General features: G+C 70.2%; 12 protein-coding genes and 1 pseudogene. 12 read left to right on the top strand and 1 reads right to left on the bottom strand.

Annotation, left to right across the window (positions count from 1 at the left end):
- Positions 1-120, top strand: a pseudogene (locus tag RAMLITH_RS25710) (IS30 family transposase); the annotation flags it as partial.
- 40 nt (positions 121-160) lie between these two features.
- Here the strand turns inward: RAMLITH_RS25710 and lysS are convergent.
- Complete coding sequence (gene lysS, locus RAMLITH_RS09835) at positions 161-1,696, bottom strand: lysine--tRNA ligase (protein WP_168107173.1); 1,536 nt, start codon at positions 1,694-1,696, stop codon at positions 161-163.
- Positions 1,697-1,784: 88 nt separating this feature from the next.
- On the opposite strand from lysS, the gene RAMLITH_RS09830 reads away from it, so the two are divergent.
- Genes RAMLITH_RS09830 through neuC form a run of 11 tightly spaced genes read left to right on the top strand, consistent with a single transcriptional unit; the run spans position 1,785 to position 13,313 of the window.
- Positions 1,785-3,242 (top strand): lipid II flippase MurJ, encoded by a 1,458-nt coding sequence (locus tag RAMLITH_RS09830; protein ID WP_168107172.1) that lies wholly within the window; start codon positions 1,785-1,787, stop codon positions 3,240-3,242.
- A gap of 11 nt (positions 3,243-3,253) precedes the next feature.
- The gene (locus RAMLITH_RS09825; protein WP_168107171.1) at positions 3,254-4,060 is read left to right on the top strand and encodes an aldolase/citrate lyase family protein; all 807 of its coding nucleotides are present in this window, start codon (positions 3,254-3,256) and stop codon (positions 4,058-4,060) included.
- Positions 4,057-4,611: a sugar transferase gene (locus RAMLITH_RS09820; protein ID WP_168107170.1), complete on the top strand. Its 555-nt coding sequence runs from the start codon at positions 4,057-4,059 to the stop codon at positions 4,609-4,611. Before RAMLITH_RS09825 ends, RAMLITH_RS09820 begins: the two co-directional genes overlap by 4 nt.
- Positions 4,612-6,402, top strand: a complete 1,791-nt coding sequence (gene asnB / locus RAMLITH_RS09815; protein WP_168107169.1) for an asparagine synthase (glutamine-hydrolyzing) — start codon at positions 4,612-4,614, stop codon at positions 6,400-6,402.
- On the top strand, positions 6,399-7,598 hold the full coding sequence (locus RAMLITH_RS09810; RefSeq protein WP_168107168.1) for a UDP-N-acetylglucosamine 2-epimerase: 1,200 nt from the start codon (positions 6,399-6,401) through the stop codon (positions 7,596-7,598). Before asnB ends, RAMLITH_RS09810 begins: the two co-directional genes overlap by 4 nt.
- A gap of 50 nt (positions 7,599-7,648) precedes the next feature.
- Positions 7,649-8,962 (top strand): N-acetyl sugar amidotransferase, encoded by a 1,314-nt coding sequence (locus tag RAMLITH_RS09805; protein ID WP_168107167.1) that lies wholly within the window; start codon positions 7,649-7,651, stop codon positions 8,960-8,962.
- 52 nt (positions 8,963-9,014) lie between these two features.
- Positions 9,015-9,794: an imidazole glycerol phosphate synthase subunit HisF gene (gene hisF, locus RAMLITH_RS09800; protein ID WP_168107166.1), complete on the top strand. Its 780-nt coding sequence runs from the start codon at positions 9,015-9,017 to the stop codon at positions 9,792-9,794.
- A complete protein-coding gene (gene hisH, locus RAMLITH_RS09795) occupies positions 9,791-10,429 on the top strand; it encodes an imidazole glycerol phosphate synthase subunit HisH (RefSeq protein ID WP_168107165.1) in 639 nt (212 codons plus the stop codon). The genes hisF and hisH overlap by 4 nt, the downstream gene beginning before the upstream one ends.
- Positions 10,430-10,437: 8 nt before the next feature.
- Complete coding sequence (locus RAMLITH_RS09790; protein WP_168107164.1) at positions 10,438-11,145, top strand: acylneuraminate cytidylyltransferase family protein; 708 nt, start codon at positions 10,438-10,440, stop codon at positions 11,143-11,145.
- Complete coding sequence (neuB, locus tag RAMLITH_RS09785; protein ID WP_168107163.1) at positions 11,138-12,172, top strand: N-acetylneuraminate synthase; 1,035 nt, start codon at positions 11,138-11,140, stop codon at positions 12,170-12,172. The genes RAMLITH_RS09790 and neuB overlap by 8 nt, the downstream gene beginning before the upstream one ends.
- A complete protein-coding gene (gene neuC, locus RAMLITH_RS09780) occupies positions 12,165-13,313 on the top strand; it encodes a UDP-N-acetylglucosamine 2-epimerase (RefSeq protein WP_168107162.1) in 1,149 nt (382 codons plus the stop codon). The genes neuB and neuC overlap by 8 nt, the downstream gene beginning before the upstream one ends.
- The last annotated feature ends 10 nt before the right edge of the window (positions 13,314-13,323 follow it).

The following is a 13,323-nucleotide window of genomic DNA, read 5'->3' as shown; positions in this document are numbered from 1 at the left end:
GGATTCACGCAGGAGCAACTCGATGCAGTGGCAGACAGGCTCAACACCCGTCCTCGCAAGACCCTCGGCTACAGAACGCCAGCGGATAAACTCGCCGAGACCGTTGCAACGACTGGTTGAACCCGCCGGCCTCTGAGTCCGGCTGTCCGCTCCCGCTTTCTTACCCCTCCCGCCGCAAGGCAGGGAACAGGATCACGTCACGGATGCTCGGGCTGTCGGTGAGCAGCATCATCAGCCGGTCGATCCCGATGCCGCAGCCGCCGGTGGGCGGCATGCCGTATTCCAGCGCCTGCACGAAATCGTGGTCCAGGAACATCGCCTCGTCGTCGCCCGAGTTCTTGGCGTCGACCTGCGCCAGGAAGCGCGCCATCTGGTCTTCCGCGTCGTTCAGCTCCGAGAAGCCGTTGCCGAACTCACGGCCGGTGATGTACAGCTCGAACCGCTCCGTCACGTGCGGCCGGTCGTCGTTGGCGCGGGCCAGCGGCGAGATCTCGGTCGGGTGCTCCATGATGAAGGTCGGCTGCCACAGCTTTTCCTCCACCGTCTCCTCGAAGAACAGCACCTGCAGGCTCGCCAGTGACCGCCCCGACAGCCGGTCCTTCTCCTCGGTCATGCCGATCCTGCGCAGCGCGTTGATCAGCCACTCGCGGTCGTCCACGCGCTCGCCGGCCTCCGTGTGCTTCAGGATCGCATCCCGGATCGTCAGGCGCTCGAAGGGAGCGGCCAGGTCGACCGGCCGTCCGCTGTAGGTCAGTTGCAGCGTGCCGACGGACTTTTCCGCGGCGTCGCGCACCAGCGCTTCGGTGAAGTCCATCAGGTCCTGGTAGTTCCAGTACGCCGCGTAGAACTCCATCATCGTGAACTCGGGGTTGTGGCGGACCGAGATGCCCTCGTTGCGGAAGTTGCGGTTGATCTCGAACACCCGCTCGAAGCCGCCGACGATCAGGCGCTTGAGGTACAGTTCCGGCGCGATGCGCAGGAACATTTCCTGGTCCAGCGCGTTGTGGTGGGTAACAAACGGCCGCGCGTTGGCGCCGCCCGGGATCGGATGCAGCATCGGCGTCTCGACCTCCAGGAAACCGTGCGACACCATGAACTCGCGGATGCCGGACACCGCCTTGCTGCGCGCGACGAAGCGGTCGCGGGCGGTCTGGTCCATCATCAGGTCGAGGTAGCGGCGGCGGTACTTGACCTCCTGGTCGGCGATGCCGTGGAACTTGTCGGGCAGCGGCCGCAGGCTCTTGGTCAGGAGGCGGATGCTGGTCGCCTGCACCGACAGCTCGCCGGTGCGCGTCTTGAACAGCACCCCTTCGGCGGCAATGATGTCGCCCAGGTCCCACTGCTTGAAGGCCGCATACGCTTCCTCGCCGACCGCGTCCCGGGTGACGTAGATCTGGAAGCGGCCGGTGGCGTCCTGCACCGTCGCGAAGCTGGCCTTGCCCATCACCCGTTTGAGCATCATGCGCCCGCCGATGCTGGCCTGCGTCGGATGTTCGGCCAGTTGCTCCGTCGACTTGGCGCCGTGGTGCGCCAGCAGGTCGGCCGCGCGGTGGCCGGGCTTGAAGTCGTTCGGGAACGCGACGCCCTTGCCGTCGCGCTGCGCATCGCGCAGGGCCTTGAGCTTCTCGCGGCGCTCCGCGATCAGCTGGTTCTCGTCGACGGGCGCGGCAGGGGCTTGGGTAGGGTGGTCGGACATGAAGGGGTGGGAATGCGGGAGGGAATCGGGCAAACGAGGATTTTAGTTTCCGGCGAGCCGCTCGACCGGCCCCCTCGATAATCCGCCCATGTTTCTCAAAGCCGGCGCCCTGTCCCTCGCCTTGCTGCTGGCGAGCCGCGTGCTGGGACTGGTGCGCGAGTCGGCGCTGGCCGGCGCGTTCGGCGCTTCGGGGCTGGCCGACGTCGCGGTGCTGATGCTCACCCTGCCCGACTGGGTCGCCGGCGTGCTGGCGAGCGGCGCGCTCGCCTACGTGCTCGTGCCGGCCTGGGCCGGCCAGCCGGCAGCGCACGTCGCGGCAACGCAGCGCGTGGTGGCGCTGCGCCTCGTCGCCGGGGCCGCGTTGCTGGCATTGCTGCTGGCGCTGTGGCGCGAGCCGGCGCTGGCCTGGCTGGCCGGCGGCCTGCCGGCGCAGTGGCGCGCGGCCGGCAGCGTGGCGCTGCTGTGGAGCGCGCTGGCCCTGCCATCGGCACTGCTGGCGGCCGTGTGGGCCACCCGGCTGCAGCACGAGCAGGACTTCGCCGGCATGTATGCCGCCAACCTCGTCGTCAACGGCGTGCTGATCGCGGCGATCGCCCTGGCCGCCGTGGCCGCTTCCGGTTCGGCCATCCAGTGGCTCGGCGCGGGACTGGTGGCGGCGATGCTGGCCCGGCTCGCCTGGCTGCATTGGCGCATTCCCGCCGGGGCCGGCGAGGCGGCCGCGGTTGCGGGACCGTCCGCCGCCCTGCCGCGCATGAACCTGTGGCTGTGGGCGGCGCTGTCGGCCGGGCTGCCGCTGGCGCTGCCGTTCGCGGCCCGTTCCATCGCCTCGCAGTCGGGGCAGGGGGCGCTGGCGACGTTCAATTACGCCTGGAAGCTGGTCGAACTGCCGCTGCTGCTCGCGATCCAGTTGGTCGCCACCCTGGCGCTGCCGGCGATTGCCAAGGCATTTGCGGCCGACGACCAGGCTGCGGCCCGCCGGGCCGTGCGCAGCGCGTTCGCGCTGGCCTGGGCGCTCGCCTGCGGTGCGGCGGCCGGGTTGCTGGTGGGCGCCCCGGCGATCGCGTCACTCCTGTTCGGCTGGGGCCGCATGGACGGCGCCGCGCTCGCGCGCGTGGCGCAGTGGGGTGCGACCGGCGCCTGGGGCCTGCTGCCGCAGGCGTTGATCGCCGTGGCCCTGGCGGTGCTGGCCGGGCGCGGTCGCATGAAGCCGGCCGTGATCGCGTACGGCGTCGCGCTGGCCGTGCTGCTGGCGGCGGGCGGCTGGGGCTGGACCGGCGGGGCGCAATTGATGTGGCTGCTGAACGCGTTGTTCGGGCTGGTGGCGATCGCGACCATCGCGGCCCTGGGCGCGCAGGTGCGCTCCTGGCTGCCGTGGCGGGCGATGGTCATCTCGCTCGGTGGCCTCTCCGCCATCGCGGCGCTCAGCTTCGGTGCCTCGCCCGCCGCCCTGGGGCCGTGGACGGGGCTGGCGGCGGCAGCCGTGGCGGGCCTGCTCGTGGTGGCCGCGACCTGGTGGGGCAGCGTCGATCTGCGCTCGGCCCGATAATCGCTGGCTTCATGCTCGAACTGATCCAGATCACCAACGACCCGGATTTCGCGCGCCGTTGCGACGACCTGGGGGGCTTCCGGCTGTTCGTGGACCTGGAGCGCCTGGGCAAGGCCGAACGCCAGGCCGGCCGCAATACCTTCATCAGCGCGCACGCGCTGGATGACGTAGCCCGCATCAAGCGGGTGCTGCGCCGCTCGAAACTCATGGTGCGGGTCAATCCCTTGCACGAAGGCACCGCCCGCGAAGTGGCGGCGGTGCTGGAGCGCGGCGCCGACCTGCTGATGTTGCCCATGTTCATGCGCGGGGAAGAAGTCCGCCGGTTCGCGGCCCTGGTCGCGGGACGCGCGCCCATCGTGCCGCTGCTGGAGACCGCCAGCGCGCTCGACTGCCTGGACGACTGGATCGCGACGCCCGGCCTCGCCGAGCTCTATGTGGGCCTCAACGACCTGCACCTGTCGCTGGGCCATCGCTTCATGTTCGAACCGCTGGCGCTGGGCCTCGTCGACCGCGTGGCGCAGGCGGCGCGCCGGCACGGGCTTGCCTTCGGCTTCGGCGGCATCGCCCGCATGAACGAGGGGCAGGTCTCCGGCCACGACGTCCTGGCCGAGCACCTGCGGCTGGGTTCCGGATCGGTCATCCTCTCGCGCACCTTCCACCGGCCCGAAGACTCGCTGCCGTTCGAGGACGCGGTGGCCGCGCTGCGCGAAGCGGAGCGCGAACTGGCGCTGCGCGATGCGGCGCAGGTCGAGGCCGACCGGGTGCGGGTCGCCGCCAAGATCGTGCAGGTCGCGGCATCGCTGCCCCAGCCGCGATGAAACGGCTGCTCGACGTGGTGCTGGCGCTGGCCGCGCTCGCCTTGCTGGCGCCCGTGCTGGCCGCGGTGGCGCTGGCCGTGGCACTCGAAAGCGGCCGCCCCGTGCTGTTCCGCCAGAAGCGCGTCGGGCTGGGCGGACGCGAGTTCGGCATGGTCAAGTTCCGCAGCATGGTGCCCAATGCTGCGGCGATCGGCCCTTACTTCACCAGCGACAACGACCCGCGCATCACCCGGGTGGGCCGCTTCATCCGTCGCACCAGCCTCGACGAGCTGCCGCAGCTGTTCAACGTGCTGGCCGGCGACATGAGCCTGGTCGGCCCGCGGCCCGACGTGCCGGCCCAGCGCAGCCTGTACAGCGACGAGCAGTGGGCGGAGCGCTGCAGCGTGCGGCCCGGCATCACCGGGCTGGCGCAGGCGAAGCTGCGGTCCAGCGCCACCCCGCAGGAGCGTCTGGCCCTCGACCTGCGCTATGCCCGCGAGCACAGTCTGTGGCTGGACCTGCGGATCCTGGGGTGGACGCTGGGACGGCTCTCAGGGAAAGGCGCTAATTAGATGTGCGGCATCTTCGGCTACTGGGACCGCAGCCAGCGCGCGCTCGATGACGCGGCGCTGGCGGAAATGGGCCGCCAGCTCGCGCACCGCGGTCCCGACGACGCCGGAGTGTGGCACCAGCCGCAGCGCGGCGTCGCCGTCGGCAACCGGCGCCTGTCGATCATCGACCTGGCGCACGGCCACCAGCCGTTCGTCTCCGACGACGGGCGCATCGCCGTGGTCCAGAACGGCGAGATCTTCAATTACGTCGAGCTCGCGCAGGAGCTGCGGCGCGATGGCGTCGCCTTGCGCACCGCCTCCGACACCGAAGTCATCCTGCGGCTCTACGAGCGCGAAGGCATCGCCTGCCTCGACAAGCTCAACGGGATGTTCGCGATCGCGATCGACGACGCCCGCGAGGACGCCCTGTACCTCGCGCGCGACCGCATCGGCGTCAAGCCCTTGTACGTGGCCGACGACGGCGAGCGCGCGGTCTTCGCTTCGGAGCTCAAGGCGATGCTGCCCTGGACGGCGGCGGGCCGCGGGCTGGACGGGATCGACCTGGAAGCGGTCCACCACTACCTCACCTTCAATTACATTCCGGCACCGTGGACCATCTGGCAAGGCGTGCGCCATGTCATGCCCGGCACGTGGATGAAGTTCACCCGGGCCGGCGTGGAGACCCGCCGCTGGTGGAATCTCGCCGCGCAGCGCGAGGTGGACCAGGAGTTCGGCGCGTGGGCGGAGGAGTTCCTGGCCATCCTGGAGGACGCGACCCGGATCCGCCTACGTGCCGACGTGCCATGGGGCGCGTTCCTGTCGGGCGGCGTCGACTCCAGCACGATCGTCGCGCTGATGGCCCGCCACGTGCAGCAGCCGGTCAGGACGTTCTGCATCGGATTCGCCGACCCGCGCTTCGACGAGTCTGTCTTTGCCGCCGAGGCGGCGCGGCGCTTCGGCTGCCGGCACACCAGCGAGATCGCCGAGCTGAACATGCTCGATCGCTGGCCGCGGGTGCTGCATCACCTGGACCAGCCGCATGGCGACGCCTCCTTCATGCCGACGCTGCGCGTGAGCGAACTGGCTGCGCGGCACGTCAAGGTGGTGCTGACCGGCGACGGCGGCGACGAGCTGTTCGCGGGCTACGACAAGTACGCCGATTTCTTCGCCCGGCCTGAAGCGAGCGCCCTCGACGACGACGCCTTCCGGCGCGGTTACTTCGACTCGATCTCGCTCTTCCCGCCCGACGCCAAGCTGGGCCTGTACACCGAGGGGATGGCGCGGCAGGTGGGCGGCGTCGACAGCTTCCGCTCGGCAGCGCTGCCCTGGTTCGAACAGGCGGGGCACTTCGACCGCCTGAACCAGGCGCTCTACCTCGACATGCAGTTGCTGCTGTCCGGCAACAACCTCGTCAAGCCGGACCGCATGGGCATGGCGGTGTCGATCGAGGCGCGCACGCCGTTCCTGGACTGGCGGATGATGGAGTTCGCCTTCCGCTCGCGCGGCGCCACCAAACTGCACGGCGGCGACAAGAAGCACTGGTACAAGCGCGCCGTCGCACCGCTGATCGGGCAGGACCTGGCGTACCGTCGCAAGCAGATGTTCACGGTGCCGATCGGCGAGTGGTTCCGCGGCGAAAGCCACGCCTGGCTCGCGGAGACCTTGCGCGGCTCGGCGCTGCTGCGGCGCCTGTTCCGCCCCGAGCCGATCGAAGCGATGCTGGCGGCGCATCGCGACGGCACGGCCAATCACACGCGCGAGTTGCGCGCGCTGGCGGCGCTGGCGCTGTGGTCGGCGCCCTTTGCCGCATGAAGAAGGTCCTGTTCGTCTGCTACGGGTCGGGCCATGTCCGCATGGTGCTGCCAGTCGCCGCGGCGTTGAAGGAGGGCGGCTTGGCGCAGGTCCAGGTCCTGGGGCTCACGACAGCCGCGCCCGTGGTGCGCGGCGCAGGGTTGCCCCTGCTGCAGTTCAAGGATTTCGTGGAGTCCGGCGACGAGCCGGCCCTGGCGAGGGGCCGCGAGCTGGTGGCAGGGTTGCAGTCGGTAGAGGACGCGCAGGAAAGCGCCGCCTACCTGGGCCTGTCCCATGCCGAGCTCGAGGCCGAGGTCGGGGCTGACGAGGCGCAACGCCACTACGCGCAGCTCGGGCGCCAGGCGTTTCTGCCGGTGCGCACGCTCACGCGCATCCTGCAGCGCACCGCCCCCGACCTGGTGGTGGTGACGAACTCGCCGCGGGCCGAGCGTGCCGCCGCGATCGCGGCCGGGCGGCTGGGCATTCCGTGCGTCTGCATGGTCGATCTCTTTGCGATCGACGAGGTGCGCTGGATCGGCGGCGCGAACTACGCGCAGCGGGTGTGCGTCCTCAACGAACAGGTGCGCGAATTCCTGCTGTCCGCCGGCCGGCGACCGGAGCAGGTCGTGGTCACCGGCAATCCGGCGTTCGATGCGCTGCTGGCGCCGGCCACGGCAGAACGGGGCCGCGCGCTGCGGCAGCGGCAGGGCTGGGAGGGACGCCGCGTGGTGCTCTGGCCGACCCAGGTCGAGCCCGCCGTGCATCCGTTCGACGGCCGACCTGGCGACGCCGAACTTCCATCGCGCGTGCTGGCCCGGCTGGCCGCCTGGACGCTGGCTCAGCCGGACGCCGTGCTGTGCGTGCGGCCGCGGGCCGGTGAAACGCCGCCGGTGCTGCCCGCCAGCGACCGCATCCTGGTGACGGGACAGGACTGGGCCCTGCCGGAATTGCTGCACGCGGTCGACACCGTGGTGACGCTGACGTCCACCGTGGGGCTCGAAGGGCATCTGTGCGGCGCGCGGCTCATCCAGGTGCTGGGCTCCGTTTTCGAGCCGGCCATGCCATTGGCGCGGTTCGGCATCGCCGATGCCGCGGTGCCGGTCGACGGGCTGGAAGCCGCCCTCGACCGGTGGACCCGGGAGCCGCGGCGCCAGGGCCGGACGACGGCGGGGAGCGCCGCCGGGCGGGTCGTCGGCATCCTGGCCGAATTTCTATAATCCGACCTTTCACGCGGCCGCCGTCCGGGGGCGCGCACCACCCCCTCCCGATGCCACTGATCCCCCAACCGAAGCCCGTCGATCCGTCCGCCTTCGACGCACCGCAGGAAAGCGCCGGCGTCAAGTACGGCCTGCCGCGCTACGTGCATTTCTGCAAGCGCTGCGTGATCTCCAACCAGCGGCCGAATTCGGCCGTGGAGTACCAGCACACCAAGGACAGCCGCAAGGCGACGATCGCCTTCGACGAGGAAGGCATCTGCGACGCCTGCCGCTACGCCGAGCAGAAGCAGGCCACGATCGACTGGAAGCAGCGCGAGGACCAGCTCGCCGCGCTGTGCGACCGCTTCCGCAGCAAGTCCGGCTACGACTGCCTGGTGCCCGGATCGGGCGGCAAGGACAGTTTCTATGCGTCGCATGTCCTGAAGACGCGCTTCGGCATGCATCCGCTCACCTGCACCTGGGCGCCGCACGTCTACACCGAGTGGGGGTGGAAGAACTTCCAGTCGTGGCTGCACGCCGGCTTCGACAACTACCTCATGACGCCCAACGGGCGGGTGCACCGGTTGCTGACGCGCCTGGCGGTGGAGAACCTGTTCCATCCGTTCCAGCCGTTCATCTTCGGCCAGAAGTCGCTGGCGCCCAAGATGGCGCTGCTGCACGACATCCCGTTCGTCATCTACGGCGAGAACGAGGCCGAGTACGGCAACCCGATCGACGACACCAACAGCGCGAAGCGCGACTGGTCGTACTTCACCTCGAGCGACAAGTCGCAGATCTACCTGGGCGGCACGTCGATCCAGAGCCTGTACGACGACTTCGGCGTGGAGGAGCAGGACCTGCTGCCCTATCTGCCGGCCGACCCGGTGCAGATCGAGAAGAAGCAGGTCGAGGTGCACTACCTCGGCTACTACCTCAAGTGGCACCCGCAGAGCTGCTACTACTACGCGGTGGAACACGGCGGCTTCGAGGCGTCGCCCGAGCGCACGCCGGGCACCTACAGCAAGTACAACAGCATCGACGACCGCATCGACGACTTCCACTACTACACGACCTACACCAAGTTCGGCATCGGCCGCGCCACCTACGACGCGGCGCAGGAGATCCGATCGGGCGACATCACGCGCGACGAAGGCGTGGCGCTGGTGCGGCGCTACGACGGCGAGTTCCCCGAGCGGTTCGCGCAGGAGATCTTCCGTTACCTGAGCATTCCCGAGCGCGAGTTCCCGCAGGCCTCGAAGATGTTCGAGTCGCCCGTGATGGACAGTGACTACTTCATGCGCCTCGCCGACAACTTCCGCTCGCCGCACCTGTGGACCCGCGACGGCGGCCAGTGGAAGCTGCGCCACACGGTGTGGCAGGAGTAAGAAGCCGTGAGTCGTCTTCGCGGGTTTCGAGGGCTTTTGCATTGAGGCCGCGATGAGCCACGTCCGCATCATCGCGAGGCTGGACATCAAGGGGCCGAACCTGATCAAGGGCGTGCACCTGGAGGGGCTGCGCGTCGTCGGCGATCCGCACCAGCATGCGCTGCGCTATTACGAGGAGGGCGCCGACGAACTGCTGTTCATCGACATCGTCGCCAGCCTCTACCAGCGCAACAACCTGTCGGACATCATCAAGCGCGCGGCCGATCGCGTGTACGTGCCGATCACCGTCGGCGGCGGCCTGCGTTCGCTCGACGACGTGAGCCGCATGATGCATTCGGGCGCCGACAAGGTCGCGATCAACACCGCGGCGATCGCCCGGCCCGAACTGATCGGTGAAGTGGCGCGGCGCTACGGCTCCCAATGCATGGTGCTGGGCATCGAGGCCAAGCGCGTGGCGCCCGGCCGCTGGGAGGCCTACACCGACAACGGGCGGGAGCGCACCGGCCAGGACGTGGTCGCCTGGGCGAAGCGCGGCGTGGAACTCGGCGCCGGCGAGATCCTCCTGACGTCCGTCGACCAGGAGGGCACCCGCAAGGGATTCGACATCCCGCTGGTGCAACAGGTGTGCGACGCCGTGAACGTGCCGGTCACGGCCAGCGGCGGCTTCGGGCGCGCCGAGGACCTGGCGGCGATAGCTGCCACCGGCGTGTCCGGCATCGCCATCGCCGACGCACTGCACTGGAAGCGCATGACGCTCGCCGAGATCAAATCGCACGCCGCCGCTGCCGGACTCGACGTGCGGCCCGCGGTGCACGTACAGGTGCGTCCATGAGCACTGCGGTCACCGTCCTGGATTACGGCATCGGCAACCAGCTCAACGTGCTGCGGGCGCTGGAGCATTGCGGCGCCACGGTCAAGGTCGTGCAGCAGGCCGGCGACGCCGAAGCGGCGATCGAGCGCCTGGTGCTCCCCGGCGTCGGCGCTTTCGGGAATGCGATGGGCGAACTGAGGTCGCGCGGCTTCGACGACCTCGTCAGGCGATTCGTCGCGACCGGCAGGCCCTTCCTGGGCATCTGCGTCGGCATGCAGGCGATGTTCGAGGGCAGCGAGGAAATGGGGCAGCACGAGGGGCTGGGCCTGCTGCGCGGCCAGGTGCGGGCCGTGCCCGCCACCGGCGTCGATGGACGGCCGCACCGCATCCCGCACATCGGCTGGCGGCCGCTCGAGCCCCGTGCTCCCTGGGCCGGCACGATCCTGGCCGGCGTGCAGCCCGGCGAGCGTGTGTATTTCGTCCATTCGTTTTCCGCGCAGCCGGCCGATGAAGGCGTGCGTCTCGCGGATGTGGACTACGACGGCCGGCCGGTCTGCGCCGCGGTGCACCGCGACAACCTGCATGGCTGCCAGTTCCATCCCGAGCGCAGCGCCGAAACCGGCCTGAACGCGCTCAGGCGCTTCCTGGCTCTGTGAAGAACGCCATGACCGGCCGCACCATCGCCACCATCTGCGCCCGCGGCGGCAGCAAGGGGTTGCCCGGCAAGAACATCCGCCCGTTCGCCGGGCGGCCGCTGATCGTGCAGACGATCGAGCAGGCGCTGGCTTGTCCTGGCGTCGACGGTGTGTATGTCTCCACCGACGACGAGGGGATCGCGGATGTCGCGCGGCGTGCCGGCGCCACGGTGCCCTACCTGCGGCCGGCCGAACTCGCGACGGACCAGGCCGGCAAGTTGCCGGTGATCGAGCACCTGGTGGCGCACCTCGAAGCCCAGGGCGAGCTGATCGCCCGCATCGTCGACCTGCAACCCACGTCGCCCTTGCGCGAGAGCGCCGACATCGCGGCGGCGCTGCGGGAGCGGCCCGAAGCGGACCTCGTCTTCAGCGTTTCCGAAGCCGCCGACAACCCGTACTTCAACCTCGTCGAGCCGGGCCCCGAAGGCTGGGTCCACCTGTCCAAGGGGCAGGGCACCGCGCGGCGTCAGGACGTGCCGCCGGTCTATGCCCTCAATGGCTCGATCTACGTCTGGCAACGCGCGGCGCTCGCCCGTGCCGCCGTGCATGGCATGTGGAGCGTGAAGGCCGCCGTGTACGTGATGCCGCGCTGGAAATCGGTGGACATCGACACACTGGAGGACTTCGAGTACGCGCAGTGGCTGCACGAGCGCCGCGCCGGGGGCTCCCATGGCTGACCATGTGTTCGTGATCGCCGAAGCCGGCGTCAACCACAACGGCGAACTGGACCTCGCGCTGCGGCTGTGCGATGCGGCCAAAGCCGCCGGCGCCGACGCCGTCAAGTTCCAGACCTTCCGCGCCGAGGACCTGGTCGTGCCGGGCGCGCCCACGGCGCAGTACCAGGCACGGCAGACCGGGCAGCAGGACCAGTTCGCGATGCTGCAGCGGCTGGAGCTGACGGCAGCGCAGCACGAGGCGATCCAGGCCCACTGCAAGGCAATCGGCATCGAGTTCTTCTCCACGCCGTTCTCGGTGGAGGCGGTCGACATGCTGGTGCGCCTTGGCGTGCGCCGCATCAAGCTGTCCTCCGGCGAACTGACGCACCGGGCGTTGGTGGAACGGGCCGCGGCGGCGCGATTGCCGGTGCTGGTGTCCACCGGCATGGCGACGATGGACGAGATCCGCGAGGCCTTGCAGTGGATCGCCGGCGCGCGCGGCGGTCTCGATGGCGTCACCGTACTGCACTGCACGTCGGCCTATCCGGCGCCGGACGAGGCGTTGAACCTGAAGGCGATGGTTTCGATGGCCGCCGACCTCGGCATCGCGGTGGGCTATTCCGACCACAGCCTGGGGATCGAGGCGGACCTGGCCGCGGTGGCGCTCGGCGCTCGCGTGATCGAGAAGCACATGACGCTCGATCGCACGCTGCCCGGGCCGGACCACGCCGCTTCGCTGGAGCCGGCGCAGTTCAAGGCGATGGTCGACGGCATCCGGCGCGTGAGCGCCATGCTGGGCGACGGCGTCAAGGCGCCGACAGCGGAGGAGCGCGACACGGCCCGCGTCGCCCGCCGCAGCATCGTCGCGGCCGTGGACATTCCGGCCGGCGCGGAGATCACGGCCGCCATGCTGGCCTGCCGCCGTCCCGCCACCGGCATCGCGCCGCGCGAGCTGGAGCGCGTGGTGGGCCGGCAGGCGGCGCAAGCGCTCCCGGCCGGCACGGTGCTGCAGTGGGACCAGCTGCAAGGCGGGGCACGTCATGGCTGACGCGCGGCTTCCGCGCCGGCTGATCTACCTCAGCGGAACCCGGGCCGACTTCGGACTGATGGCGAGCACGCTGCAGCGCATCGCTGCCACGCCCGGAATGAGCCCGCAGGTCGCGGTGACCGGCATGCATCTGAGCGCCGCCCACGGCAACACGGTGCAGGACATCCGCGCGAGCGGACTGCCGATCTGCGCGGAAATCCCTCTGGACATGGCCACGCGGACGCCGGCGAGCATGGCCGTGGGCATCGCCGAGTGCCTTCGCGGCATGACGGAACTGCTCGCGCGCGAACAGCCGGACTTCCTGTTGCTGCTCGGCGACCGCGGCGAGATGCTGGCCGGCGCGATCGCGGCGCTGCACGTCGGCGTGCCGGCCGTGCACATCCACGGCGGCGAGCGCTCCGGCACCGTCGACGAACCGGTGCGCCATGCCATCAGCAAACTGAGTGCGTACCACTTCGTCGCGACGCCAGGCTCGCGCGACCGCCTGGTCCGCATGGGCGAGGAAGACGGCCGCATCTTCGTGACCGGCGCGCCCGGGCTCGACGGCCTGGCCGAACTGGCCGCCATGCCGCAGGAGGAGTGCCTGCGCGGACTGGGACTGCCCCCAGGCGCCGAGTTCGTCCTGGTCCTCTTCCACCCGGTCGTGCAGCAGGCGGGACAGGCGCGCGGGCAGACGCTGGCGCTGGTCGAAGCGTTGCGGCGGGTCGGCCGGCCGGTGGTCTGGCTGGCGCCGAACGCCGATGCCGGCTCGCGCGACATCCTCGCAGCGCTGGACGAGGGCGGCCTGCCGCCCGGTTCGCAGCGCCTCACCCACGTGCCGCGCGAGTTGTTCGCATCCGCCATGCGCCACTGCGCCGTGCTGGCGGGCAATTCCTCCGCCGGCATCATCGAGGCGGCGAGCTTCGGCACGCCGGTCGTCAACATCGGCGACCGCCAGCGCCTGCGCGAACGCAATCCGAACGTGGCCGACGCGGCGGCAGAAGCCGGCGCGATCGAGGCGGCGCTGCGTTCCGCGCTCGGGCACGGGCGGTGGCCGTGTGACAATCCCTGGGGCGACGGCAGGGCGGGCGAGCGCATCGCGGCGCTGCTGGCAACGCTGCCGGCCGGGCCGCACCTGCTGGAAAAGATCAACGTCTATTGAACCGAAGAGG

This window comes from Ramlibacter lithotrophicus (assembly GCF_012184415.1).
Taxonomy (GTDB): domain Bacteria; phylum Pseudomonadota; class Gammaproteobacteria; order Burkholderiales; family Burkholderiaceae_C; genus Ramlibacter; species Ramlibacter lithotrophicus.
Note: the sequence above shows the minus strand (reverse complement) of the source record. Positions and strands in the feature narration are given on the sequence as shown.

Bases quoted from the DNA above. Each gene is read 5' to 3' on its own strand.
- lysS (WP_168107173.1), bottom strand. From the start codon at position 1,696: ATGTCCGACCACCCTACCCAAGCCCCTGCCGCGCCCGTCGACGAGAAC.
- RAMLITH_RS09830 (WP_168107172.1), top strand. From the start codon at position 1,785: ATGTTTCTCAAAGCCGGCGCCCTGTCCCTCGCCTTGCTGCTGGCGAGC.
- RAMLITH_RS09825 (WP_168107171.1), top strand. From the start codon at position 3,254: ATGCTCGAACTGATCCAGATCACCAACGACCCGGATTTCGCGCGCCGT.
- RAMLITH_RS09820 (WP_168107170.1), top strand. From the start codon at position 4,057: ATGAAACGGCTGCTCGACGTGGTGCTGGCGCTGGCCGCGCTCGCCTTG.
- asnB (WP_168107169.1), top strand. From the start codon at position 4,612: ATGTGCGGCATCTTCGGCTACTGGGACCGCAGCCAGCGCGCGCTCGAT.
- RAMLITH_RS09810 (WP_168107168.1), top strand. From the start codon at position 6,399: ATGAAGAAGGTCCTGTTCGTCTGCTACGGGTCGGGCCATGTCCGCATG.
- RAMLITH_RS09805 (WP_168107167.1), top strand. From the start codon at position 7,649: ATGCCACTGATCCCCCAACCGAAGCCCGTCGATCCGTCCGCCTTCGAC.
- hisF (WP_168107166.1), top strand. From the start codon at position 9,015: ATGAGCCACGTCCGCATCATCGCGAGGCTGGACATCAAGGGGCCGAAC.
- hisH (WP_168107165.1), top strand. From the start codon at position 9,791: ATGAGCACTGCGGTCACCGTCCTGGATTACGGCATCGGCAACCAGCTC.
- RAMLITH_RS09790 (WP_168107164.1), top strand. From the start codon at position 10,438: ATGACCGGCCGCACCATCGCCACCATCTGCGCCCGCGGCGGCAGCAAG.
- neuB (WP_168107163.1), top strand. From the start codon at position 11,138: ATGGCTGACCATGTGTTCGTGATCGCCGAAGCCGGCGTCAACCACAAC.
- neuC (WP_168107162.1), top strand. From the start codon at position 12,165: ATGGCTGACGCGCGGCTTCCGCGCCGGCTGATCTACCTCAGCGGAACC.